This is a genomic window from Pseudomonas umsongensis (assembly GCF_012647205.1).
GTDB classification, from domain to species: Bacteria; Pseudomonadota; Gammaproteobacteria; order Pseudomonadales; family Pseudomonadaceae; genus Aquipseudomonas; species Aquipseudomonas umsongensis.
The window spans coordinates 5,558,645-5,582,005 of record NZ_CP051487.1; the positions used below are offsets into that span (position 1 = coordinate 5,558,645).

Annotated in this window: 21 protein-coding genes and 1 pseudogene; 14 read left to right on the plus strand and 8 right to left on the minus strand. The window is 60.6% G+C overall.

All coding sequences use genetic code 11. The features are described from left to right. Positions 1-113 precede the first annotated feature (113 nt). Genes HGP31_RS25080 through HGP31_RS25105 form a run of 6 tightly spaced genes read left to right on the plus strand, consistent with a single transcriptional unit; the run spans position 114 to position 6,833 of the window. Entirely contained in the window at positions 114-839 is a 726-nt protein-coding gene (locus HGP31_RS25080) for an RDD family protein (RefSeq protein ID WP_168758859.1), read from the plus strand. Next, positions 836-1,813, plus strand: a complete 978-nt coding sequence (locus HGP31_RS25085) for a stage II sporulation protein M (RefSeq protein ID WP_020797873.1) — start codon at positions 836-838, stop codon at positions 1,811-1,813. The genes HGP31_RS25080 and HGP31_RS25085 overlap by 4 nt, the downstream gene beginning before the upstream one ends. Next, positions 1,800-3,347: a DUF4129 domain-containing protein gene (locus HGP31_RS25090; protein WP_168758860.1), complete on the plus strand. Its 1,548-nt coding sequence runs from the start codon at positions 1,800-1,802 to the stop codon at positions 3,345-3,347. The genes HGP31_RS25085 and HGP31_RS25090 overlap by 14 nt, the downstream gene beginning before the upstream one ends. Next, on the plus strand, positions 3,344-4,507 hold the full coding sequence (locus tag HGP31_RS25095) for a DUF4350 domain-containing protein (RefSeq protein ID WP_420850676.1): 1,164 nt from the start codon (positions 3,344-3,346) through the stop codon (positions 4,505-4,507). Before HGP31_RS25090 ends, HGP31_RS25095 begins: the two co-directional genes overlap by 4 nt. Further along, complete coding sequence (locus tag HGP31_RS25100) at positions 4,504-5,505, plus strand: AAA family ATPase (RefSeq protein WP_020797870.1); 1,002 nt, start codon at positions 4,504-4,506, stop codon at positions 5,503-5,505. The genes HGP31_RS25095 and HGP31_RS25100 overlap by 4 nt, the downstream gene beginning before the upstream one ends. Beyond that, on the plus strand, positions 5,502-6,833 hold the full coding sequence (locus tag HGP31_RS25105; protein WP_083349685.1) for a DUF58 domain-containing protein: 1,332 nt from the start codon (positions 5,502-5,504) through the stop codon (positions 6,831-6,833). The genes HGP31_RS25100 and HGP31_RS25105 overlap by 4 nt, the downstream gene beginning before the upstream one ends. Before the next feature lie 28 nt (positions 6,834-6,861). On the opposite strand, the gene HGP31_RS25110 is transcribed toward HGP31_RS25105, so the two are convergent. Further along, complete coding sequence (locus HGP31_RS25110; protein ID WP_020797868.1) at positions 6,862-7,221, minus strand: PilZ domain-containing protein; 360 nt, start codon at positions 7,219-7,221, stop codon at positions 6,862-6,864. Positions 7,222-7,459: 238 nt separating this feature from the next. Further along, positions 7,460-7,834 carry a tetratricopeptide repeat protein gene (locus tag HGP31_RS25115; protein WP_020797867.1) on the minus strand — a complete coding sequence of 125 codons (375 nt, stop codon included), beginning with the start codon at positions 7,832-7,834 and terminating at the stop codon, positions 7,460-7,462. Positions 7,835-8,006: 172 nt separating this feature from the next. On the opposite strand from HGP31_RS25115, the gene pyk reads away from it, so the two are divergent. After that, entirely contained in the window at positions 8,007-9,458 is a 1,452-nt protein-coding gene (pyk, locus tag HGP31_RS25120; protein ID WP_020797866.1) for a pyruvate kinase, read from the plus strand. A 179-nt stretch (positions 9,459-9,637) separates the two neighbouring features. Here the strand turns inward: pyk and HGP31_RS25125 are convergent, their stop codons facing one another. After that, a complete protein-coding gene (locus HGP31_RS25125; RefSeq protein WP_168758861.1) occupies positions 9,638-10,573 on the minus strand; it encodes an iron-sulfur-binding ferredoxin reductase in 936 nt (311 codons plus the stop codon). Next, on the minus strand, positions 10,566-11,672 hold the full coding sequence (locus tag HGP31_RS25130; RefSeq protein ID WP_020797864.1) for a GGDEF domain-containing protein: 1,107 nt from the start codon (positions 11,670-11,672) through the stop codon (positions 10,566-10,568). Before HGP31_RS25130 ends, HGP31_RS25125 begins: the two co-directional genes overlap by 8 nt. A gap of 394 nt (positions 11,673-12,066) precedes the next feature. Here HGP31_RS25130 and HGP31_RS25135 point away from each other — a divergent pair, with 394 nt between their 5' ends. The 4 genes from HGP31_RS25135 (at position 12,067) to HGP31_RS25150 (ending at position 18,473) form a co-directional block, all read left to right on the plus strand. Next, positions 12,067-13,590: a fumarate hydratase gene (locus HGP31_RS25135; RefSeq protein WP_008061943.1), complete on the plus strand. Its 1,524-nt coding sequence runs from the start codon at positions 12,067-12,069 to the stop codon at positions 13,588-13,590. Between the two features lie 189 nt (positions 13,591-13,779). Then, positions 13,780-15,555: a sensor histidine kinase gene (locus HGP31_RS25140; RefSeq protein WP_168758862.1), complete on the plus strand. Its 1,776-nt coding sequence runs from the start codon at positions 13,780-13,782 to the stop codon at positions 15,553-15,555. Next, on the plus strand, positions 15,540-16,871 hold the full coding sequence (locus HGP31_RS25145) for a sigma-54-dependent transcriptional regulator (protein ID WP_033044968.1): 1,332 nt from the start codon (positions 15,540-15,542) through the stop codon (positions 16,869-16,871). Before HGP31_RS25140 ends, HGP31_RS25145 begins: the two co-directional genes overlap by 16 nt. A 282-nt stretch (positions 16,872-17,153) precedes the next feature. Further along, positions 17,154-18,473: an MFS transporter gene (locus tag HGP31_RS25150; protein WP_033044967.1), complete on the plus strand. Its 1,320-nt coding sequence runs from the start codon at positions 17,154-17,156 to the stop codon at positions 18,471-18,473. 118 nt (positions 18,474-18,591) lie between these two features. Here the strand turns inward: HGP31_RS25150 and HGP31_RS25155 are convergent. Continuing rightward, positions 18,592-18,963 (minus strand): annotated as a pseudogene (locus tag HGP31_RS25155) (COG4705 family protein); the annotation flags it as partial. A 212-nt stretch (positions 18,964-19,175) separates the two neighbouring features. On the opposite strand from HGP31_RS25155, the gene HGP31_RS25160 reads away from it, so the two are divergent. Together HGP31_RS25160 and HGP31_RS25165 are read left to right on the plus strand one after the other, a co-directional pair. Then, positions 19,176-19,391: a hypothetical protein gene (locus HGP31_RS25160; RefSeq protein ID WP_008061934.1), complete on the plus strand. Its 216-nt coding sequence runs from the start codon at positions 19,176-19,178 to the stop codon at positions 19,389-19,391. A 241-nt stretch (positions 19,392-19,632) separates the two neighbouring features. Continuing rightward, complete coding sequence (locus HGP31_RS25165) at positions 19,633-20,262, plus strand: flavin reductase family protein (protein ID WP_020799488.1); 630 nt, start codon at positions 19,633-19,635, stop codon at positions 20,260-20,262. Here the strand turns inward: HGP31_RS25165 and HGP31_RS25170 are convergent, their stop codons facing one another. Both HGP31_RS25170 and HGP31_RS25175 read right to left on the minus strand, forming a co-directional pair. After that, positions 20,263-20,493: a hypothetical protein gene (locus HGP31_RS25170; RefSeq protein ID WP_168758863.1), complete on the minus strand. Its 231-nt coding sequence runs from the start codon at positions 20,491-20,493 to the stop codon at positions 20,263-20,265. Between the two features lie 41 nt (positions 20,494-20,534). Continuing rightward, a complete protein-coding gene (locus HGP31_RS25175; RefSeq protein WP_033041757.1) occupies positions 20,535-20,888 on the minus strand; it encodes a putative quinol monooxygenase in 354 nt (117 codons plus the stop codon). A gap of 338 nt (positions 20,889-21,226) precedes the next feature. Between HGP31_RS25175 and HGP31_RS25180 the strand changes: the two genes are divergently transcribed. Further along, complete coding sequence (locus tag HGP31_RS25180) at positions 21,227-22,168, plus strand: AraC family transcriptional regulator (protein ID WP_020799484.1); 942 nt, start codon at positions 21,227-21,229, stop codon at positions 22,166-22,168. A 132-nt stretch (positions 22,169-22,300) separates the two neighbouring features. Here HGP31_RS25180 and HGP31_RS25185 read toward each other — a convergent pair whose 3' ends face one another. Then, the gene (locus tag HGP31_RS25185) at positions 22,301-23,356 is read right to left on the minus strand and encodes an ABC transporter ATP-binding protein (RefSeq protein ID WP_168758864.1); all 1,056 of its coding nucleotides are present in this window, start codon (positions 23,354-23,356) and stop codon (positions 22,301-22,303) included. Between the last annotated feature and the right edge of the window lie 5 nt (positions 23,357-23,361).

Here is a 23,361-nt window from a genome sequence, read left to right on the forward strand (position 1 = left end):
TGAATCATCCCTGGCCACGCAATATGCAATACATAGTTATGTCGTTTTTTCCGGCGAGGCTGCTAGCATCCGGTGAAGAGACAAACCGATCAGGCCACAGCATCAGGTTGCCCATGCTCGACACCACAGCACTGCCACGGAAAGCAACGCTGCCACCACCACTGGACACGCGGTATCAGGTGGAAACGCCCGAAGGCATAGACTTGCCGCTGCGACCGGCCGGCTTGATGGTGCGCGCACTGGCGTTTTCCATCGACCTGGCGATACGCGGGTTGATCCTGGGCCTGATGTTCATTGCTTTGGCAATGCTCGGAAAACTCGGTGCGGGGCTGGGTTCGATCCTGCTCTTCGGCGTAAGCTGGTGGTACATGGTGCTGTTCGAAGTCTTCAACCAGGGGCGCTCACCGGGCAAACAATGGATGGGTCTTCGGGTCATACAGGACGATGGCACGCCTATCGACTGGTCCGCGTCACTGTTGCGCAACCTGCTGCGATTTGTCGACATGTTGCCGTTTGGCTACTTTCTCGGCGCTATCAGTTGCCTGCAACACCCCAATTTCAAGCGCCTCGGTGACCTGGCCGCCGGCACGCTGGTGGTCTACCGCGAGCAGCCGCTTACCCGTCCCCAACTCCCACCCTCGCAACCCCGTCGTCCTCCTTTTGCCCTGACACTGACCGAGCAACGTGCCATCCTCGGTTTTGCCGAACGCCAGGCCGGACTGTCCGATGCCAGGGTCAATGAGCTCGCCTCGATACTCGCGCGCCCCTTGCAGGTTCCGGCTTCCCGCGCCGTGGCCGAACTCAACGGCATTGCCCACGGTTTGTTGGGTCCGACATGAAACAAAGCCTTTTCGAACATCGACATATGGCTGAATGGGAGCAGTTCTCCCTCCTGCTGGACAGGCTGGAGCGGGACAGCAAAGCCAAAGGGGCCGACAATTTCCTGGCCGATTATCGGCGCATCTGCCAACACCTGGCGCTGGCCCGCGAGCGCGGTTACAGCAGTTTCCTGAATGACTCATTGCAGCAACAGGTGTTACGTGGGCATCAGCAGCTTTATCGACATCGCAGCCATTTTGGAGCCCATGCACTGGGTTTCATCCTGGCGGGCTTCCCCCGGCTGGTACGTGAACAATGGCGCTTCGTGCTCGCTGCCAGCCTGATGTTTTTCGGCAGCCTGATCGCAATGGCAGGCCTGGTTTATCTGTTTCCGGAACTGGTCTACAACCTGATTCCAGCCGATCAGGTCAGCGACATGCAAAGCATGTACGACCCCGATGCCGGTCACCTGGGACGCTCGATGGAGCGCGCGGCCAGTGAAGATTGGGCGATGTTCGGCTACTACATCATGCACAACATCGGAATCGCCTTTCAGACCTACGCCAGCGGATTGCTGTTCGGCCTGGGCAGCGCATTCTTCCTGGTCTTCAACGGCTTGATGATCGGCGCGGTAGCCGGACACCTGACGCATATCGGCTACGGGCAAAGCTTCTGGTCATTCGTGGTCGGTCACGGTGCATTTGAGTTGACGGCCATTGCACTGGCGGGTGCCGCAGGCCTGCAACTGGGTTGGGCGTTGATTGCACCGGGTCGCCTGCCCCGCGCCGAAGCCTTGCGCCTGGCGGCCCGCAAGAGCGTTCTGCTGATTTGCGGCGTCATGTTATTTCTGCTGATTGCGGCATTTATAGAAGCCTACTGGTCGTCGATGACGACACCGGCACCCCTGACCAAATACCTGGTCGGTGCGGCCCTGTGGGTGCTGGTGGCGATTTACTTGATATTCGCCGGACGGACGCACCATGCGCCTGAGTGACACCACCGTGGTCATTCGCCCAAGACCGACCTGGGAAGCAATGGACCTCGGCGTGTTGTTGAGCCAGCGCCACCGGCGCCTGCTGATGAGCAGTTGGGCGATTGTCACCTTGCCGGTTTTCGCGCTGCTCACCTGGTTGCTGTGGGATTCGCCGACCTTGGCCGTGTTCATCTTCTGGTGGCTGAAACCGGCGTTTGAACGCTTGCCCTTGTACATCCTTTCCAAAGCCATTTTTGCAGAAACGCCCACCCTCAAACAGGCGCTTTACCAGTGGCCACGGTTGCTCAAGCCACAACTGCTGGCCAGCCTGACCTGGCGACGCCTGAGCCTGAGTCGCAGCTTCACGCTGCCCGTGTTACAGCTCGAAGGCCTGAGCGGTGATGCGCGCCAACAGCGGTTGCAAGTGTTGTTGCAGCGTGACGCCAGCGCTGCACGCTGGCTGACCGTGATAGGTGCGCACCTGGAAGGCGCGTTATGGATCGGTTTGATGGTGCTGTTCTATCTGCTGTTGCCACAACAGGTCGCCCTCGACTGGAGCTGGCAGTCGCTGATCAGCGCCGCGACGCAGGACTGGCACTGGCTGGAACACCTGTCCAACGGCTTCTACGTCCTGGTGCTGGTGATTTGGGAACCGATCTACGTGGCCGCTGGCTTCAGTCTGTACCTGAACCGACGCACCGCACTCGAAGCCTGGGATATCGAGCTGGTGTTTCGCAGCCTGTCCCATCGTTTGAGCGGAGCGACCCTTGCCCTGTTACTGACGGCGACCTTGCTGCTGCCGATCGCCCCTATCGCCTGGGCGTCCGAGTCGGCCATTGCGACGCCCGACAGTCCGCGCATGCTGCAGCAACCACTGACCAGCCAGGGGTCCAGGGACAGCATCAAGGCCATCCTCGACCAGCCTCCGTTCAAGAACAGGGAAACCGTCACCCGCTATCGATTCGGCGAAAACCAGGCCGCGGACCAAGGCGCGAATGAAGACCACACACCCCAATGGCTAAAGGCGCTGCTCCAGATGTTTGACAACCGAGACTTCGGCGCGTTGGCCACGCTGATCGAAGTTGTGCTGTGGGCAGCCGTGATCACCGCCATCGGGGGCTTGATCTGGTACTACCGTGAGGGGTTGCAGGCATTCGTCAGCCGTCGACCGCGTCCCGCTAAAAAAGCCCCCCACCCGCCTGCCCCTCAGGTATTTGGTCTTGACCTCAGCCGCGAGACCCTGCCCTGCGACATCGCCTCCAGTGCCGAAAGCCTCTGGCAGAACAACCCGCGTGCAGCGCTTGGCTTGCTCTATCGCGCCCTGCTCAGCCGCCTCTTGCACGATTTCGACATGCCACTCAAAGCCGCCGACACCGAAGGCCAGGTGCTTGAACGCATCGAACAACTACAGCAACCGGCCCTGCTGGCCTTCAGCAAAGACCTGATCGTGCACTGGCAAAACATGGCCTATGGGCACCAATTGCCACCCGCGCATGTACAGCGCGAACTGTGTAACGGCTGGCGTGGCGTATTTGACTCGGGAATCCCCCATTGAACCGGCGCGCCTGGCCATTCATCAGCACGATGACCGCTGTCCTGCTGGCCGTGTTGATGATTTATCTGTACCTGAAGGCAACGCCCTATCCGGTCGAAATCGACCATGGCCCGGCGCCTGAAGCCCTGGTCAACCCGTACCTGGCCGCCGAGTTTTTTTTGCGCAAGCAGGGCCTGAGTGTCAGCCATGCCAACAGCCTCGATATCCTGCCAACCCTGGCGCCGCAGCATCACAGCCTGTTGTTGCTAGGCGATCGCTACAACATGACGCCCAGGCAGATCGATCAGTTGCTGGACTGGACCCAAGCCGGCGGGCGCCTGCTGTTCGTAGCCCAGTCGCTGTGGGATGAAAAGACCGGGCAAAGCAATGACCTGTTGCTGGATCGGGTGCAACTGCAACAGTCGCTGAGCAAAGACCTCAAGGACCCACCGCCCGACACCCCGGATGATCCCTACCCGCAACTGACCAAACTCTATCTGGAAGATGAAGACGCACCGGCCTACGCCGGCTTCGATACCACGTTCCATCTCGAAGACCCGAAAAACCTCGCCAAGGCCTGGGCCAACAGTGCCAAGGCAACCCATATGATGCAACTGAACCACGGGCTTGGCTCGATCATTGTGGTGACCGACGCCGACCTGTGGAAAACCCCGGCCATCGATCAATACGACAACGCCTGGCTGCTCTGGTACCTGACCGCCGATACCAGCGTGACCCTGCTGTTCAATACCGAGCACGACAGCCTGCTGACACTGCTGCTACGCCATTTCCCCCAGGCGTTGGTCGCCTTGGCCGCCCTGATCGGCCTGGGTTGCTGGCACTTCGGCGTGCGCCATGGGCCACTGCTGCAACCGCAAACCAAAGCTCGCCGCCAATTGCAGGAACACCTGCGCGCCAGCGCCGATTTCATGTTGCGACACAACGGCCAGGACAGCCTGTTGCAGGCCTTGCAGCAAGACATACTGCGCCGCGTGAGACATCGTCATCCTGGCTATGAACAACTCGATGTCGCCGAACAATGGCGGGTGCTCGCCCGTCTGAGCGGCCAGCCCGCAGACGCGATCAGCCAAGCCATGGGCCCGCGGTCGAAACAGCGGTTTTCCAGTGCTGAATTCAGCCGCCAGGTCGCCCACCTGCAAACCTTGAGGAATGCGTTATGAGTCAACCGATCGAGCCCGATGCAATCGACCACGCCATCCGGCAACGCCAGCGTGCCTGCCAGTTGGCCCAGGCGGTGCGCCATGAATTGCAAAAAGCCGTGATCGGCCAGGACACCGTCATCGACGACGTTCTCACCGCCCTGCTCGCTGGCGGCCACGTATTGCTCGAAGGCGTGCCGGGGCTGGGCAAGACGCTGTTGGTCAGGGCGCTGGCACGTTGTTTCGGCGGCGAATTCGCGCGTATCCAGTTCACGCCGGACCTGATGCCAAGCGATGTCACCGGGCATGCGGTGTACGACATGCAGACCGAGCAATTCAAGCTGCGCAAGGGACCGTTGTTCACCAACCTGTTGCTCGCCGACGAGATCAACCGGGCCCCGGCAAAAACCCAGGCCGCACTGCTCGAAGCCATGCAGGAACGCCAAGTCACCCTCGAAGGCCGCGCCCTGCCCATCGCGCAGCCATTCATGGTGCTCGCCACGCAAAACCCCATCGAACAGGAAGGCACTTACCCGTTGCCGGAAGCCGAACTCGATCGCTTCATGCTCAAGGTGCGCATGGACTACCCTGACGTGGAGCAGGAGTTGGACATGGTGCGCCAGGTCAGCCGCTCGACCCGGGCCGACATGCTCGATGTCCAACCGCTGCGCACGGTGCTGCAAGCCAGGGAGGTCCTGGCCTTGCAGCGCATTGCCAGCGATTTGCCGCTGGACGACCAGGTCCTCGACTACGCCGTACGCCTGGCTCGCACCACCCGCAGTTGGCCCGGCCTGACCCTCGGTGCCGGGCCTCGTGCATCCATTGCGCTGGTGCGCTGCGCAAGGGCGCGGGCGTTGTTGCGCGGTGGCGAGTTTGTGATCCCTGACGACATAAAAGGCTGCGCCCTGGCCGTTCTGCGCCATCGTGTGCGCATAGCGCCGGAACTGGATATCGAAGGGCTGGACGTCGATCAGGTGTTGCGGCAACTGCTCGACCAAGTACCGGCGCCACGGCTGTGAAACCCTCGCGCCTGCTACTGGCCTGGCTTGCGACCTTGCTGGGCATCGGTCTCATTCTGGGCACATTGCACGCATTGGACATCGCGGTTCCATCAACGCTGTTCTCGATCAACTGGGGCTTGCTCCTGGCTCTCTTGGCCCTGGCAATAATCGACGCCATCCGTCTCAACCGCCTGCCGTCGCCCCGGGTACAACGTCAACTGCCCGGCAGCCTGGCCCTCGGCCGTTGGAGCGTCGTGCGACTGCAAGTCGAGCACGACTTTCCCCTGCCACTGAACATCCAGGTCTACGACCACGTACCCGACGGCCTGAGCTTCGAAAACCTGCCGCTGTCGGTGGAACTTCAACCCGGCCAGCACAGTGACATCGATTATCGCCTGCGCCCGCTCAAGCGCGGCCACTTCAGCTTCGAGAACTGCGAAATCAGCCTGCCCAGCCCATTGGGGCTATGGCACGGCAAACGCCTGCTGAGCGTGATTGACAGCACCCGCATCTATCCCGACTTCGCCCGACTCTACGGCGGCCAACTGTTGGCGGTGGACAACTGGCTCAGCCAACTCGGTGTTCGCCAGCGCCAACGACGTGGCCTGGGCCTGGAGTTTCATCAGCTAAGGGAATTTCGCGAAGGCGACAGCCTGCGCCAGATCGACTGGAAAGCCACTGCCCGCCAACGCACACCCATTGCCCGGGAGTACCAGGACGAGCGTGACCAACAGATCATCTTCATGCTCGATTGCGGTCGACGCATGCGCAGCCAGGACGGCGAGCTGGCGCATTTCGATCATGCGCTCAATGCCTGCCTGTTGTTGAGCTACGTCGCGCTGCGCCAAGGGGATGCGGTAGGCCTCTGCACCTTTGCCAGTGATCATCCGCGCTTCCTCGCCCCGGTGAAAGGCGCTGGCCAGCTCAACGTGGTGCTCAACTCGGTCTACGATCTGAACAGCACTCAACGCAGCGCCGATTATCAAGCCGCTGCCAGCCAACTGCTGTCCCGGCAGAAACGGCGGGCGCTGGTGCTGCTGGTCACCAACCTGCGCGATGAAGACGATGATGAACTGCTGACTGCCGTCAAGCGCTTGAGCAAGCAGCACCAGGTGTTGGTCGCAAGCTTGCGTGAGAGCGTCCTGGATACGACGCGACTATTGCCGGTGCAAACTTTGTCAGAGGCGTTGGCCTATTGCGGGACGGTCGAATACCTGAATTCGCGCGCAGCACTCCATGAGCGCTTGATCGCCCACGGAGTACCGGTAGTGGATGGGCAACCCGAGGCGTTGGGCCCCGAGTTGGTCACCCGGTACTTGAGCTGGAAAAAAGCAGGGACGATTTAACAACGCTCCAAGCGCAACCCATGCGGCATCAGGCAGACGCCGGCAACGGCTGAAAACTGAAGTACTGCCTCAATGCCTCCACCAGTTGCCCATACTCCGGGGGTGCCCGTTGCAGGCTGAACCCGGCGTCATAGTAGTGAGGAGTTGCGTCTTCATGACACCACAGGCAACACGCCCGCAGATCGATGACCTGCATGCACCCGCCGCTCGCGGGGATTTTCAGGCGCAAATCGAAATCCACGCCGATCATCATCGGCAACTGACTGATAAGCATCAGCCCGTCTTCGGAGACGTTGCCGAGATAGCCAATCGGCTTGTCGGTAATGCGGTTGAACACTTTCAGAAAATACGGCAGTTGATGCCGCTCGATCCGGCGGTCAGTGAACATGCTGAATTCGCTTTGCCAGGCCCTTAAGCAGGGCCGCACTAATGCTTCGGAACGGGCCGGCCTGATAGACAGGCGATGGGCGCGCTCTCCCCGATCCTGGTGCGACAGTCCATGAACCGCTGCCGCTTACTCCTGCCGATCACAGGTGTTACGTCGGTTTGCAGACAAGGCTCCAAACCGATCTATTCGACTATAGCTCACCGTCGCCGGCGAGCCAGCCACCAGATGAGAAACGTAATCAGAAGCGGGTTGGACGTACCGTCGCCGAACTTCGCAGCGGGTAGTGATTGAGTGCTTGCAAGGTTTCCAGGCGAGCCTGGGCACGATACGCGTATTCGCTTTGCGGATACGAAGCAATGATGAACTGGTAGGTTTGCGCCGCATCGACAAACAGTTTTTGCCGTTCCAGGCACAATCCGCGCAACATTGACACTTCTGGCCATACATAAGGCCGCGCGCGGCTGGCGCGTTCAACTTTGGAAAGCTCGAGCGTCACTTGCTCGCAATTGCCACGGTCATAGGCGCTATAGGCAAGGTTCAAATGGTGGTTCATCGACCAACGGGTGCAGCCCACGACACTGAGGGCAAGGACGGCTATGAGCACGAATCGCATGGGAGTTCTCCTGACTTGAGCTCTGTATCGACCCGTGGACGAAAATCTTCAGGTGGCAGGTCAGCAAAAGTGTTCATTCAAAGAATCAAACGAATAAGTAGTGCACATGAACAATGACTACACCCCAAGAGCATAGTAGCCTCACTCAGCGCTTGAACTCAGGAGTCTTTGCATGTCCGTCCGTCGTACCAAAATCGTCGCCACCCTTGGCCCGGCCAGTAACTCGCCGGAAGTTCTCGAACAGCTGATCCTGGCTGGCCTGGACGTAGCCCGCCTGAACTTCTCCCACGGCACCCCCGACGAGCACAAGGCTCGCGCGAAGCTGGTGCGTGACCTCGCTGCCAAGCACGGCCGCTTCGTTGCCCTGCTGGGTGACCTGCAAGGCCCGAAAATCCGTATCGCCAAATTCGCCAACAAGAAGATCGAGCTGAAGATCGGTGATCAATTCACCTTCTCCACCAGCCATCCCCTGACCGAAGGCAACCAGCAAGTGGTCGGCATCGACTACCCGGACCTGGTCAAGGACTGCGGTGTAGGTGACGAGCTGCTGCTCGACGACGGCCGCGTGGTGATGCGCGTCGACACCGCCACCGCTACCGAACTGAACTGCACCGTGACCATCGGCGGCCCGCTGTCGGACCATAAAGGCATCAACCGTCGCGGTGGTGGCCTGACGGCACCGGCCCTGACCGAGAAAGACAAGGCAGACATCAAGCTCGCTGCCGAAATGCAGGTCGACTACCTCGCCGTGTCCTTCCCGCGCGACGCCGCCGACATGGAATACGCCCGTCAACTGCGCGACGAAGCCGGCGGTACCGCCTGGCTGGTGGCGAAGATCGAACGTGCCGAAGCCGTAGCCGACGACGAAACCCTCGACGGCCTGATCAATGCCTCCGACGCCGTAATGGTGGCCCGTGGTGACCTGGGCGTGGAAATCGGCGACGCCGAACTGGTGGGCATCCAGAAGAAAATCATTCTGCACGCGCGCCGCCACAACAAGGCCGTGATCGTGGCGACCCAGATGATGGAGTCGATGATCCAGAACCCGATGCCGACCCGCGCCGAAGTGTCCGACGTAGCCAACGCCGTGCTCGACTACACCGACGCCGTGATGCTCTCGGCCGAAAGTGCCGCCGGCCTGTACCCGCTGGAAGCTGTGCAAGCAATGGCGCGAATCTGCGTTGGCGCTGAAAAGCACCCAACCAGCAAGACCTCCAGCCACCGCATTGGCAAGGAGTTCCAGCGCTGCGACGAGAGCATCGCCCTGGCCACCATGTACACCGCCAACCACTTCCCGGGCGTGAAGGCGATCATCGCCCTGACCGAAAGTGGCTACACCCCGCTGATCATGTCGCGCATCCGTTCCTCGGTGCCGATCTATGCGTTCACTCCACACCGTGAAGCCCAGGCGCGCGCGGCGCTGTTCCGTGGCGTGTACACCATTCCATTCGATCCGGCTTCGCTGGCACCGAACGAAGTCAGCCAGAAGGCGATCGACGAACTGGTCAAGCGCGGCGTCGTACAGAAAGGCGACTGGGTCATCCTGACCAAGGGCGACAGCTACCACACCACCGGTGGCACCAACGGCATGAAGATCCTGCACGTTGGCGATCCGATGGTCTGAGTGACCGCTCGCTGAAAAACGAAAGCCCTGCCATGTGAATGGCGGGGCTTTTTTGTTTTGAAGATTAAAAGATCGCAGCCTGCGGCAGCTCCTACAGGGAACGCATTCCATTGTAGGAGCTGCCGCAGGCTGCGATCTTTTTTGGGTTCAATGCCGCCATTGCCTTGAGCTGTATCATCTCAACCACGGGGCAGGAACACGTCGGCCAGCAGTTGATTACGCGGCAGTCCTGCCAGGTACAGGCGCCGGGCGAAGGCGTCAACGCTATCGGGGGCTCCACAGACCAAGGCGAGGGTTTGCCGAGAGACAAGGCGCATTTGCGCCAATGCCGCTGGCAACCCGGCTGGGGTCCAGAGCTCGATACTGAGGTTCGGACGACTGGCTGCCATGGCTTGCAGGGGTTTGGCCAGATAATGCTCATTGGCATCATGGGCCAGGTGAATCACACGGATGGCACCCTGATGATCCTGACGCAATGCTTCGCGCAACACGCCAAACAATGGTCCCAGGCCGGTGCCGGCGGCCATTAGCCACAACGGCCGGGCATGCCAGTCCGGGTCGTAATGCAATGCCCCGCCCCGCAACTCGCCGAGGCGGACTGGATCGCCAATGCTCAGCTGACGCGCCGCGTCACTGAATTCACCTGGCAGGCGGCAATCGAGGTGGAACTCCAGGAAGCGGTCTTCCTCCGGCAGGCTGGCGAGGGAATACGGCCGCGCCACATTACCGGCCCACAACACCAGATGCTGACCTGCGCTATAGCGCAATGGACGCTGCGGGGTGAGGCGCAAGCGCAATACGCTGGCGCTCAACCAATCGACGGCCGCGACTTCGGCCGGGTTGCCATCCTGCTGCGGGTCGAAGGTGTGCACTTGCAAATCCTCGACCACCTGGCACTGGCATGCCAGCCGCCAGCCTTGCTGGCGCTGCTGCGCACTCAAGGCATCGGGCCGGCTGTCGCTCGGCAGCCCTTGCACGCATTGCACCAGGCACGCATGGCAACTGCCGGCACGACAGCTGTAAGGCACCGACACGCCGTTCTGATTCAGGGCATCAAGCAGATTACTGCCAGCTGGTACCGACCATTGGCGGTCACCGACGCGCAACTCAGGCATCGACGTTTTCCCATGCTGCAGCGCAACGGTTGCGGCCGTCACGTTTGGCCCGATAAAGCGCCTGGTCAGCCCGCTGCAAGGCCTCGTCAAGATCATCACCCGGTAACAGCAGGGTCATGCCGGCGGACAGGCTGAGACTGCCGACTTTCAAGCCGATCAGCTCGACATCGATAAAGGCGAGGCGCAGCCGCTCGCAACAAGCGGTCAATCGCCCGGCATCGCAATCAGGCAGCAACACCACAAACTCTTCTCCGCCGTAGCGCGCCAGGACATCACCGTCGCGCAGGCAGGCCGACGCCACGCCGGCAAATGCCTGCAATACCTGATCGCCAGCCGCATGGCCGTGAATATCGTTGATGCGCTTGAAGTGATCGAGGTCGATCAGCGCCAGGCCATGCACGACGCTGGCGTCCATGGCCTTGAGTTCGCGTGAAGCCAGGCGCAGGAAATGCCGGCGATTGAACAGTCCGGTCAACTCGTCGGTAGCGACCAGGTCCTCGAGCTGGCGCATCATCCCGCGCAACGTGTCCTGGTGCGCCTGCAAGGCGAAGCGGCGTTGACGCATGCGCAGGCGGGAGGCCTGGACGTAACGGGCGTACAGTTCAAGCCAGACCAGCACGATGAACAGTACGCATACCTGCAATGCGGCCAGCGCCGGGTCGGCCAGCTGGAAGTGGTAACCCTCCCACAGCGTGATCGCGCTGAAACTGAAAAAGACCAGCAACGCACAGCGCGCAAATGCACGGCGCGACAGATGAAACAGCCCGAACAACAGAATCAGCACGTAGAACACCAGAAACGCGCCACGAGCCTCATCCAGATTGGCAATCAGCCAGGTTTGCCAACCCAGCCCCAGCAGCACCTGCGTCTCGGTCAGGCTGGGGTCGGAAAAACGCAGGTTGCAGCCGCTGTAAAACACTACGAACAACGCCGCCTGGCTGATGACCACCAGCCCACTGCCGACGGCGACGTTGGCCAGCGACTCATCGTAGTGGCCGGTAAAAAACGCCAGCCACAGCAGTAGCAGGGCCAGGGCGTAGGTGCCGGCTGCGAGGGCAAAACGTTTGAGCAACAGGCGCTGGATGGCGTTATGGGTCAATCGTTGACTCACCCTATGAAAGGAGACTGACAGAGCGTCCTACTCTACAGACCGAATGTCACTTTAGTGGTGCGGCCGATAAATAACCATTCAATTTTCGGGTGACACAATTTCACTGTGAGCTGCCGCAGGCTGCGATCTTTTGATCTTGATCTTAAAAACAAAATCAAAAGATCGCAGCCTTCGACAGCTCCTACGGGGATCGGGCACGACAATCAGACCAAGGTTTGACCGCCGGCGCGTGTACCTGCCTTTGATGCGCGGTATACTGCCGCGCCTTTTTAGCGTCGCGCCAGCATGCCCGGCGTGCCTTGAAAGGTGCTTGCAACCGACCGAAGTACCCAAGCTGCAAGCACCTTATTGAATGTTCCCGTCTTTTAGAGGAGCGCGACTCATGACCGTGATCAAGCAAGACGACCTGATTCAGAGCGTTGCCGACGCCCTGCAGTTCATTTCCTATTACCACCCCGTGGATTTCATCCAGGCGATGCACGAAGCCTACCTGCGCGAAGAATCGCCAGCGGCCCGTGACTCCATGGCGCAGATCCTGATCAACTCGCGGATGTGCGCCACCGGCCACCGCCCGATCTGCCAGGACACCGGCATCGTCACCGTTTTCGTTCGCGTAGGCATGGACGTACGTTGGGATGGCGCCACCATGGGCCTGGACGACATGATCAACGAAGGCGTGCGCCGGGCTTACAACCTGCCGGAAAACGTCCTGCGCGCCTCGATCCTCGCCGACCCGGCGGGCGCTCGTAAAAACACCAAGGACAACACCCCGGCCGTCATCCACTACTCCATCGTTCCGGGTAACACCGTGGAAGTGGACGTGGCAGCCAAGGGTGGCGGTTCCGAGAACAAGTCGAAAATGGCCATGCTCAACCCGTCCGACTCGATCGTCGACTGGGTGCTCAAGACCGTTCCGACCATGGGTGCCGGCTGGTGCCCACCGGGCATGCTCGGCATCGGCATCGGCGGCACCGCCGAGAAAGCCGCGGTGATGGCCAAGGAAGTGTTGATGGAGTCCATCGACATTCACGAGCTTAAGGCCCGCGGCCCGCAGAACCGCATCGAAGAAATGCGCCTGGAGCTGTTCGAGAAGGTCAACCAGCTGGGCATCGGCGCCCAGGGCCTCGGCGGCCTGACCACCGTGCTCGACGTGAAGATCATGGATTACCCGACCCACGCCGCCTCGTTGCCGGTGTGCATGATCCCGAACTGCGCCGCTACCCGTCACGCGCACTTCGTGCTCGACGGTTCTGGCCCGGCATCCCTGGAAGCGCCACCTTTGGACGCCTACCCGGAAATCGTCTGGGAAGCGGGTCCGTCGGCCCGTCGCGTCAACCTCGACACCCTGACCCCGGAAGAAGTGCAGAGCTGGAAGCCGGGCGAAACCGTCCTGCTCAACGGCAAGATGCTTACCGGTCGCGACGCTGCGCACAAGCGCATGGTCGAGATGCTGAACAAGGGTGAAACCCTGCCGGTGGACCTGAAGGGTCGCTTCATCTATTACGTCGGCCCGGTCGATCCGGTGCGCGAAGAAGTGGTAGGCCCGGCTGGCCCGACCACCGCCACGCGCATGGACAAGTTTACCCGTCAGATTCTCGAGCAAACCGGCCTGCTGGGCATGATCGGCAAATCCGAGCGCGGCCCGACCGCAATCGACGCGATCAAGGACCACAAGGCCGTTTACCTGATGGCAGTGGGCGGCGCGGCTTACCTGGTGGCGCAAGCGATCAAGAAATCCCGCGTGGTGGCATTCGCCGAACTGGGCATGGAAGCGATCTACGAGTTCGACGTGAAAGACATGCCAGTGACTGTCGCAGTCGACAGCAAGGGCGAGTCGGTACACATCACCGGTCCTGCCATCTGGCAGCAAAAGATCAGTGAAAGCCTGGCGGTGGAAGTGCAGTAAGCTGCACTGAAACCCCAACAAACCGGCCGGTCGGCAACGACCCGCCGGTTTTTTTTGGCTGGTAACAAACTGAAACGCCTGGGATCGACCATCACGGTAAAACCAGCGCCAGCGCATGGGTACCGGCGAGAGATGACTGCCCTCCACATGGTATTGTGCTCCCCCTCATTTTTTCCTGTTGTCCACTGCATGCCGCTGACTTCCCGATCCCTGCGCCTGGCGCTGTACACCGTGCTGATCATCGCCGGTGCCGCCATTGCTGCCACCCTGGCCATGCGCCACACCGTGCGCCAGTCCCTGGTTGAAGATGCGGCCCGTGCCAATCAGCAATTGGCGCTGTATGCCACATCCCTGCACACCCTGATCGAACGCTACCGCGCCCTGCCCTCGGTGCTGGCGCTGGACCCGCAGCTGCGTGACGCGCTCAAAGGCCCGGTCAACCCAGAGCAACAGGACGTGCTGAACCGCAAGCTGGAAAAGATCAATGGCGCCGCCGAGTCCTCGACCCTGGAACTGCTCGATCGCACCGGTCTCGCCGTGGCAGCAAGCAACTGGCGCTTGCCCAGCAGTTACGTCGGCCACAATTATGGCTTTCGCCCTTACTTCAACCAGACCCGCACCCAGGGCACCGGGCGTTTTTATGCCGTGGGGGTGACCAGCGGGATACCAGGCTACTTCTTGTCCAGTGCCGTGACCAACGACGACGGGCAGTTTCTCGGAGCCATGGTAGTGAAGCTCGAATTTCCCGAGCTGGAACGCGAATGGCGCCAGGGCAGCGACACGCTGCTGGTCAGCGATGCGCGCGGCATCATCTTCATCGCCAATCAGCCGGGTTGGCGCTATCGCCAATTGAAACCGTTGAGCGACAGCGACCTTGCCGAGCTCAAGGCCACCCGCCAATACGACAAGCAGCCGCTGACGCGGCTCGACTATCAATCGTTGCGCCGCTTCGACGACAACAGCGAACTGGCGCGGGTCGACGGTCCGGACGGCAAGACGGATTACCTGTGGGAATCCCTGCCGCTGGCCGCCGAGGGCTGGACGCTGCACCTGCTGCGTCGTCCGCAAGTAGCATTCGAAGACAGTCGCAACGCCGCCCTCGCCGCAGCCGGCCTGTGGCTGACACTGGTGTTTCTGCTGCTGTTCCTCAATCAGCGCTGGCGCCTGGCAAAAATGCGCCAGCGTAGTCGCGAAGAGCTCGAACAGCTGGTGGAAGAGCGTACCCGCGACCTGCGCACCGCCCAGGACGGTCTGGTGCAATCGGCCAAACTCGCGGCCCTCGGCCAGATGTCGGCGGCGCTGGCCCATGAAATCAATCAACCACTGACCGCCCAGCGCATGCAGCTGGCGACGCTGCGACTGTTGCTCGACCACGGCCGGGTCGACGACGCCTACAAGGCTCTCAAGCCGGTGGATGACATGCTGACGCGCATGGCCGCCCTCACCGGCCACCTGAAAACCTTCGCCCGCAAAAGCCCCAGCGGTTTGCGCGAACGCCTGGACCTGGCATCGGTGGTGGACCAATCGCTTGAGCTGCTCGACACTCGCCTGCGCGACGAACAGGTCAGCACCGTGCTGCACCTGGCGCGCCCGGCGTGGGTGCGCGGCGACGCAATTCGCCTGGAGCAAGTGTTGATCAATCTGCTACGCAACGCTCTGGATGCGATGCAGGACAAACCCTGCAAACGCCTGGAAATCCGCCTGGAAGCCGACGAACAACTGTGGCGCCTGAGCGTCATCGACAACGGCGGCGGCATCGCCGAAGAAAACCTGTCGAAGGTCTTCGATCCCTTTTTCACCACCAAACCGGTGGGTGATGGCCTGGGCATCGGTCTGGCCGTATCCTTTGCCATCGTTCACGAATCGGGAGGACGCCTGAGCGCCGATAATCACGACAACGGCGCGGTGTTCACACTCACCTTGCCCATCGATCCGGAGGCTCCTGGCACATGCTCAATTCAGTGATGGTGGTCGACGACGAAAGCAGCATCCGCAGCGCCGTCGAGCAGTGGTTGGGCCTGTCGGGTTTCCAGGTGCAACTGTTCAGCCGCGCCGACGAATGCCTGGCGCAACTGCCCGCGCATTACCCCGGCGTGATCCTCAGCGACGTGCGCATGCCCGGCATGTCCGGGCTGGAACTGCTGGCTGAAGTCCAGCGCCGCGATGCCGACTTGCCGGTGATTCTGCTGACCGGCCATGGCGACGTGCCGATGGCTGTCGATGCGATGCGCGATGGCGCTTACGACTTCCTGGAAAAACCCTTCAGCCCGCAAACCCTGCTTGGCAGCCTGCACCGCGCGCTGGACAAGCGCCGGCTGGTGCTGGAAAACCGCGCCTTGCACGAGCAGGCCGACAACCGCGCCAAACTCGACGCGACGCTGCTGGGTGTGTCCCGTGGCTTGCAGACGCTACGTCGCCAGGTTCTTGATTTGGCGGCGTTGCCGGTCAACGTATTGATCCGCGGTGAAACCGGTAGCGGCAAAGAACTGGTTGCCCGCTGCCTGCACGATTTCGGGCCGCGCGCCGATAAACCCTTCGTCGCCTTGAATTGTGCGGCCATCCCCGAACAATTGTTCGAAGCAGAACTGTTTGGCCACGAAAGCGGCGCATTCACCGGTGCCCAAGGCAAGCGCATCGGCAAACTCGAATACGCCGATGGCGGCACGTTGTTTCTCGATGAAATCGAAAGCATGCCCCTGGCCCAGCAAGTGAAATTGCTGCGGGTGCTACAGGAGCAGAAGCTTGAGCGCTTGGGCTCGAACCAGAGTATTCGAGTGGATTTGCGCATCATCGCCGCAACCAAGCCGGACTTGCTCGACGAAGCACGGGCCGGACGTTTCCGCGAGGACCTGGCTTACCGTTTGAACGTCGCCGAATTGCGCCTGCCACCGCTGCGTGACCGTCGCGAAGACATTCCGTTGTTGTACGAGGCCTTTGCCCAAAGTGCTGCAGAGCGACTGGGGCGAACCTTTGCGCCGTTGAGCGGGCCCCAGTTGAGCCATCTGTTGAGTCACGACTGGCCAGGCAATGTGCGCGAACTGGCAAACGTAGCCGAGCGCCAGGTGTTGGGGCTTGGCGAGCCTGTGCCGGCGGGCATCGAGCCGGGACAGTCACTGGCAGCGCAGCAGGAAGCGTTTGAAGCGCAGTGCCTGCGCGCAGCATTGACCCGGCACAAGGGTGATGTGAAGGCGGTGCTTGAAGAACTGCAGCTGCCGCGCCGGACGTTCAATGAAAAGATGCAGCGGCATGGGCTTAACCGAGAGATGTTTCTCGGTGAATGATCGTTCCCACGCTCTGCGTGGGAATGCCTCGACGGACGCTCCGCGTTCGGCTTTTGGGACGCAGAGCGTCCCTGGCTGCATTCCCACGCGGAGCATGGGAACGATCAAAGCGTTAAGCGGTTTTTCGCTCACACCCTCTCCAGAATAAGCGGATTTCCGCTCACTCAAACCTCAATCCCCCTCTAAACCGGCCCTCTCCCTCTTGGCACAGCTCCTGCTATAGCCCCCGCAGGCTGCGTTTATGCGCGCTCCACATAAAATAATTAAATGAAGGATCCTTCAATGGATAACTCCAATACCCTGCCCCGTGGGTCGGTTGCCGCGCCGGCAAAAGAACGAACCACTTCCAGCCGTATCAAATCTATCTTCAGCGGTTCTGTCGGCAACATGGTCGAGTGGTATGACTGGTACGTCTACGCCGCTTTCTCGCTCTATTTCGCCAAGACCTTTTTCCCCAAAGGCGACACCACCGCACAACTGCTGAATACCGCTGCGATTTTCGCCGTGGGTTTCCTGATGCGCCCGATCGGCGGGTGGCTGATGGGCCTGTACGCTGACAAAGTCGGACGCAAGAAAGCCCTGATGGCCTCGGTGTACCTGATGTGCTTCGGTTCGCTCCTGATCGCCCTGAGCCCGGGCTATGAAATCATCGGTATCGGTGCGCCGATCCTGCTGGTGTTCGCCCGCTTGCTGCAAGGCCTGTCGGTCGGTGGCGAATACGGCACCTCCGCTACTTACCTGAGCGAGATGGCGACCAAGGAACGTCGCGGTTTCTACTCCAGCTTCCAGTACGTGACCCTGATCTCCGGTCAACTCATAGCACTGGGTGTACTGATCGTCCTGCAGAACGTACTGACCACCGAAGAGCTATACGCCTGGGGCTGGCGCATCCCGTTCGCGATCGGCGCGCTGTGTGCCGTGGTCGCGCTGTACCTGCGCCGTGGCATGGAAGAAACCGAGTCGTTCACCAAGAAAGAAAAGGCCAAGGAAAGCGCGATGCGCACCCTGATGCGCCATCCGAAAGAGCTGATGACCGTGGTTGGCCTGACCATGGGCGGGACCCTGGCGTTCTACACCTACACCACCTACATGCAGAAATACCTGGTGAACACCGTCGGCATGAGCATTTCCGACTCCACCACCATCTCTGCCGCCACGCTGTTCCTGTTCATGTGCCTGCAGCCAATCATCGGTGGCCTGTCGGACAAGATCGGCCGACGTCCGATCCTGATCGCCTTTGGCGTACTGGGCACGATTTTCACCGTGCCGATCCTCACCACCTTGCACACCATCACGACCTGGTGGGGCGCGTTCTTCCTGATCATGGCGGCACTGATCATCGTCAGCGGCTACACCTCGATCAACGCGGTGGTCAAAGCCGAGCTGTTCCCGACCGAAATCCGCGCCTTGGGCGTAGGCCTGCCGTATGCCCTGACCGTGTCGATCTTCGGCGGCACCGCTGAATACATCGCGCTGTGGTTCAAGAGCATTGGCATGGAAACCGGTTACTACTGGTATGTCACGGCGTGCATCGCCGTGTCCCTGCTGGTGTACGTCACCATGAAAGACACCCGCAAGCATTCGCGGATCGTCACTGACTGACAGTCGCATCGAGGTCGGTCATACCGGCCTCTTCGCGATCAGGCTCGCTCCCACAAGGGCTGATTCACTCGGATCCATTGTGGGAGCGAGGCTTGCCCGCGAAGGGGACGCCTCGGTATCAAGTCAACTCGACTGCCGCCCGATTCCCGTACGTGTTCTGCGCGTACGAAGCCCCCGCAATCATCACCACCAGAATCCCCGCCAGCACCAGCGTCGAACCAATGGTGCCAAAGTCCAGCCCACCCTTTTCATGTGGCTTGGTCAGGAAATCACCCAATGTCGCGCCGAACGGCCGGGTGAGCACGAACGCCACCCAGAACAACAGCACCGACGAAATCTTCGTGAAGTATTTGAGCAGCACGACCAACGCAATGGTCGAGCCGATCAATAGCGCGCCACCGGCAAAGCCAAGCCCCGAGTCATCAGCCAGGTAATCGCCAAGCGCGGTGCCCAGGGTCTTGGAAAACAGAATCGCCATCCAATGGATTAATCACGAGTTAATGCCCGGCCGCCATCCTGAGTTTGCCTGATCGGTTAAATGCGATGCGTTCACTAGTCTCTGAAAGCAGTAAAGCCTCACGGCCTTAACATCTACTTAATCGATTGTTTTTAGCATTATTTTGCGCTTTTTAATCAGTTTAATTGGCGTAGCATGAAACCCATGCCCGAGAGACAAAACGCCAAAGAACCTGGAGAAATGAAATGAAAACCAAACTGTTCCTCGCCATCGCCCTGTCCGTACTGGCCGCCAACACCTTCGCTGCCGACGGTTACGACCGCACTGGTTCCGCTGTTGCAGCAGACGGCTATGACCGCACGGGTTCCGCTACCGTCGCCGCAGATGGCTACGACCGCACCGGCGGCGCCACTGTCGCTGAAGATGGTTACGACCGCACTGGCGGTGCTTCCGTCAGCTAATCCGCAAGATTGGCACCAAAGCCCGGCTTCGGCCGGGCTTAGTCATTTCTGGAGCACAGCAAAAACATGCGCACTGTCACAACACCTGTAGGAGCTGCCGCAGGCTGCGATCTTTTGATTTCCAACGGCAAGATCAAAAGATCGCAGCCTGCGGCAGCTCCTACGAGATGTTTATTGGCTGGAAAAATAGTGCCGGTCCCAGCACCATGACCGCCTATCGAAAGCCCCAGGATTTTTCTCCATGCCCGATGACATCCACTACTACGAACCCGCCAATGGCCACGGCCTGCCCCACGACCCGTTCAACGCGATCGTCGGCCCGCGCCCCATCGGCTGGATTTCTTCACAGGATGGCGAAGGCCGCTTGAACCTGGCGCCCTACAGCTTTTTCAACGCCTTCAACTACATCCCGCCGATCATTGGATTTTCCAGCGTCGGGCGCAAAGACAGCCTGAACAACATTGAACAGACGGGTGAATTCGCCTGGAACCTCGCCACCCGGCCACTGGCCGAGCAGATGAACCAGAGCAGTGCCATGGTCGGACCGCAGGTCAACGAGTTCGAACTGGCAGGCCTGACCACCGTCCCCTCGAAAGTCATTCAGGTGCCACGGGTCGCCGAAAGCCCGGTGTCTTTCGAATGCAAGGTCACCCAGATTATTCAGCTGCAGCGGGCGGACGGAAATGTGGTGCCGAGCTGGCTGATTCTCGGCGAAGTCGTCGCCGTGCATATCGCCAAGTGGCTATTGAAGGATGGGGTGTACGACACCGCCGCGGCAGAACCGATTCTGCGCGGCGGCGGGCCGGCGGATTATTTCCAGCTGGGGCCTGAGGCATTGTTCAAGATGTATCGCCCGGGGGCGGTAAAATGATTACCAGAGCAGCCCGCCGTCTTCGCTGACCCCCTTGAGGTGGGTCAGTTGCAGGGCTGCAGCTTCGTCCGCTTCTTTGGCGGTCTTGAAAGTCTGTTCTTCCAGCAGTTTGTTGAAACGAGGCGCACCGGAGCCGCCGATGGCTTTGGTGGCGATTGCCGCGTAATACCCGCCTTCGCGGGGGACTACAGCCGATACAGCTTCGAAGTGTTCAAAGGCTTTGCGTGCCATGTCGCGCATCCTGGCTAGTTGAGAATGCTGCCATTAAACCCTCAACCGGCCAGTTTGTGTACCGCTGCCCCGGACTGTCGCAACGCCTGCGTCGCCGACACGTCCTTGAAGGTGTGAAAATCCAGGCTGTCGACCACCAGTTCCTGCACCAGCTCGGCAAAAACCTCCATGGCCGGCGTGCTGAAGTACGCGTTCATGGCCTGCTGGTTGACCCAAAAACCGGACACCAGCCACAACTGCGGATCGCATTGCGACTGCTGCAAGGCGAAGCTCAGGCAGCCTGGTGCGGCCCGCGACGGCTCGATCAGCGCGCTCAGGCGCACTCCCAGTTCTTGAGAACGCCCCGGGCGTGCCCGGACAAAGGCCATATGACTGACGGGGATCTGCTTTGACATGTTCAACCCTCCCGGGGAGTCGCGAGGCAGCCAGCGGAACGGGCTGCGACAGGATCCAAGGTTAAAGGCCGATGTGCCTGTGTCGTTAGTCGATTCCTGCCGGCGCGTTGCACAATCCTGCGAACGTGCATGAACTGGCTGTAACAACATGGAAAATCCTGTCACGGTTCTGCCATGCGAGTTTCAAGCAAGTTTTCCCGTCTGCATCCCGCATTGCCCGTGCACGGAAACAACCCCGTGCAGAATCAGGCAAGCATCTGGCAGGATGTGTCTACCGCTGTTGCTTGCACAAACATATGCTCTGCCCCATCACCCATGCCTTGCCGAGGATGCCTTGCATGTCGTCTCTCGATCACTTTTCACACCCGCCGCAAACCCCGCTGGACACCGACATGGAAAAGCAGCGCACGGAACTGGCGGCGATCATCCGTCGCAACACTGCCGAAGATGGCAGTTATGCCACTGCCATCGGCTCACTGTTCATGTCGCGCCACAGCCAGTCCCACGAGTTCGCCCCGGTACTGGCGCAACCAGCGCTGTGCATCATGGCCCAGGGACGCAAAGAAGTTCAGCTGGCTAACGAGTATTTCAATTACGACCCGCTGAACTACCTGGTGGTCTCGGTCTCGATGCCGCTGAGCGGGCGGGTGGTCAATGTCTCGACCGAGGAACCGATCCTGGCCTTGCGGCTGGACATTGACCCCGCGGAGATCACCGCGCTGATCGCCGACGCTGGTCCCCTCGGCGTACCCACCCGGCCAACCGGACGCGGGTTGTATGTCGAACGTCTCGACAGCGCAATGCTCGACGCCGTGCTGCGCCTGGCGCGATTGCTCGACACGCCGAAAGACATCACCATGCTCGCGCCGCTGATTCGTCGGGAAATTCTCTACCGGTTATTACGCAGCAAGCAGGGGCATCGGCTGTATGAAATTGCCATTGCCAACAGTCAGAGTCATCGCATCAGCCAGGCGATCAAGTGGCTCAACAGCAACTATGAGCAGCCGCTGCGTATCGATGACCTGGCCAAAGAAGTGAACTTGAGCGTGTCGACGTTGCATCACCGCTTCAAAGCGATGACGGCAATGAGTCCGTTGCAGTATCAAAAGCAGCTACGCCTGCAGGAGGCGCGGCGCTTGATGCTGGCCGAAGGGCTGGAGGCTTCGGCGGCGGGGTATCGGGTCGGCTATGAAAGCCCTTCGCAATTCAGCCGGGAGTACAGCCGGTTGTTCGGCGCGCCGCCGTTGCGGGACCTGGCGCGGTTGCGCCTGAGTGTTTGATCCGATTTTTTCATTGCTGCTACTGAAGCCTTCGCGAGCAAGCCCGCTCCCACATTGGTCCTGCGTACGCCAATCCATTGTGGGAGCGGGCTTGCTCGCGAAGAGGCCAGTACAGTCAACCCATCCCTTCGATCAGGCGCTGAGTACGCGGCAAGCCTCTGCCGGCAATGTCACCGACACCGGATGCCCAACGCTCAAGCCAAACCCCTGGCACGGTGTACTCAGCGCGGTAAACGACACCCCGGAACACTCCACCGTAGTCTCGATGGTCGCGCCGATATCGCGCACGAAGGTCACCTTGCCCAGCAAGCGGTTACCCGCCGTGGCTTGCGGCGCCGACAGTTGCAGGTCTTCCGGGCGAATCAGCATCTTCACTTTTTCACCGACCACAATGCTGCTGCAGATTGGCACTTGCAACGCATCGCCGCCCGGCAGGCTGACCTTGCCGTCGCCCAGCGCCGTGGCTGGGAAGATGTTGCCCGAGCCGATGAAGTCCGCGACAAACTCGTTGGCCGGGTGGCGGTAGATTTCGATCGGCGTACCCACCTGCTGCACCTTGTGCTCGCCCAGCACGACAACGATATCAGCCATGGTCATGGCCTCGCGCTGGTCGTGGGTCACCATGATGGTGGTGATGTTCAGACGCTGTTGCAACTGACGGATTTCCACCTGCATCGACTCACGCAGCTTGGCGTCCAGCGCCGACAGCGGCTCGTCGAGCAACAGGATTTTCGGGTGGTTGGCAATCGCCCGGGCAATCGCCACGCGTTGCCGTTGGCCGCCGGAGAGTTTCGCTACCGGGCGATCGATCATCGCTTGCAGCTGAATCAACTCCAGCAACTCCACCACCCGCGCCTGCTGGTCCGCCTTGCTGACCCCGCGCAGTTTCAGTGGATAGGCGATGTTTTCCCCCACGGTCATGTGCGGGAACAACGCCAGGGACTGGAACACCATGCCGAAATTACGCAGGTGCGCCGGGGTATGGCCGATGTCCTCGCCGTCCAGGCGAATCTCGCCACCGCTCAGGGTTTCCAGGCCGGCGATCATGCGCAGCAAGGTGGTTTTGCCGCAACCGGACGGGCCCAGGAAACACACCAGCTTGCCCTCGGGCAAATGCAGGTTCACATCTTTTACCGCGCAGGCCGAGCCGTAATATTTCTCGACGTTTTCCAGAATCAGACCAGACATAAGAA

What these genes read in the sequence shown, in the direction of transcription:
- HGP31_RS25080 (WP_168758859.1), top strand. Translation starts at nt 114, where the DNA reads ATGCTCGACACCACAGCACTGCCACGGAAAGCAACGCTGCCACCACCA.
- HGP31_RS25085 (WP_020797873.1), top strand. Translation starts at nt 836, where the DNA reads ATGAAACAAAGCCTTTTCGAACATCGACATATGGCTGAATGGGAGCAG.
- HGP31_RS25090 (WP_168758860.1), top strand. Translation starts at nt 1,800, where the DNA reads ATGCGCCTGAGTGACACCACCGTGGTCATTCGCCCAAGACCGACCTGG.
- HGP31_RS25100 (WP_020797870.1), top strand. Translation starts at nt 4,504, where the DNA reads ATGAGTCAACCGATCGAGCCCGATGCAATCGACCACGCCATCCGGCAA.
- HGP31_RS25110 (WP_020797868.1), bottom strand. Translation starts at nt 7,221, where the DNA reads ATGTTCACTGACCGCCGGATCGAGCGGCATCAACTGCCGTATTTTCTG.
- HGP31_RS25115 (WP_020797867.1), bottom strand. Translation starts at nt 7,834, where the DNA reads ATGCGATTCGTGCTCATAGCCGTCCTTGCCCTCAGTGTCGTGGGCTGC.
- pyk (WP_020797866.1), top strand. Translation starts at nt 8,007, where the DNA reads ATGTCCGTCCGTCGTACCAAAATCGTCGCCACCCTTGGCCCGGCCAGT.
- HGP31_RS25125 (WP_168758861.1), bottom strand. Translation starts at nt 10,573, where the DNA reads ATGCCTGAGTTGCGCGTCGGTGACCGCCAATGGTCGGTACCAGCTGGC.
- HGP31_RS25135 (WP_008061943.1), top strand. Translation starts at nt 12,067, where the DNA reads ATGACCGTGATCAAGCAAGACGACCTGATTCAGAGCGTTGCCGACGCC.
- HGP31_RS25140 (WP_168758862.1), top strand. Translation starts at nt 13,780, where the DNA reads ATGCCGCTGACTTCCCGATCCCTGCGCCTGGCGCTGTACACCGTGCTG.
- HGP31_RS25145 (WP_033044968.1), top strand. Translation starts at nt 15,540, where the DNA reads ATGCTCAATTCAGTGATGGTGGTCGACGACGAAAGCAGCATCCGCAGC.
- HGP31_RS25150 (WP_033044967.1), top strand. Translation starts at nt 17,154, where the DNA reads ATGGATAACTCCAATACCCTGCCCCGTGGGTCGGTTGCCGCGCCGGCA.
- HGP31_RS25160 (WP_008061934.1), top strand. Translation starts at nt 19,176, where the DNA reads ATGAAAACCAAACTGTTCCTCGCCATCGCCCTGTCCGTACTGGCCGCC.
- HGP31_RS25165 (WP_020799488.1), top strand. Translation starts at nt 19,633, where the DNA reads ATGCCCGATGACATCCACTACTACGAACCCGCCAATGGCCACGGCCTG.
- HGP31_RS25170 (WP_168758863.1), bottom strand. Translation starts at nt 20,493, where the DNA reads ATGGCACGCAAAGCCTTTGAACACTTCGAAGCTGTATCGGCTGTAGTC.
- HGP31_RS25175 (WP_033041757.1), bottom strand. Translation starts at nt 20,888, where the DNA reads ATGTCAAAGCAGATCCCCGTCAGTCATATGGCCTTTGTCCGGGCACGC.
- HGP31_RS25180 (WP_020799484.1), top strand. Translation starts at nt 21,227, where the DNA reads ATGTCGTCTCTCGATCACTTTTCACACCCGCCGCAAACCCCGCTGGAC.
- HGP31_RS25185 (WP_168758864.1), bottom strand. Translation starts at nt 23,356, where the DNA reads ATGTCTGGTCTGATTCTGGAAAACGTCGAGAAATATTACGGCTCGGCC.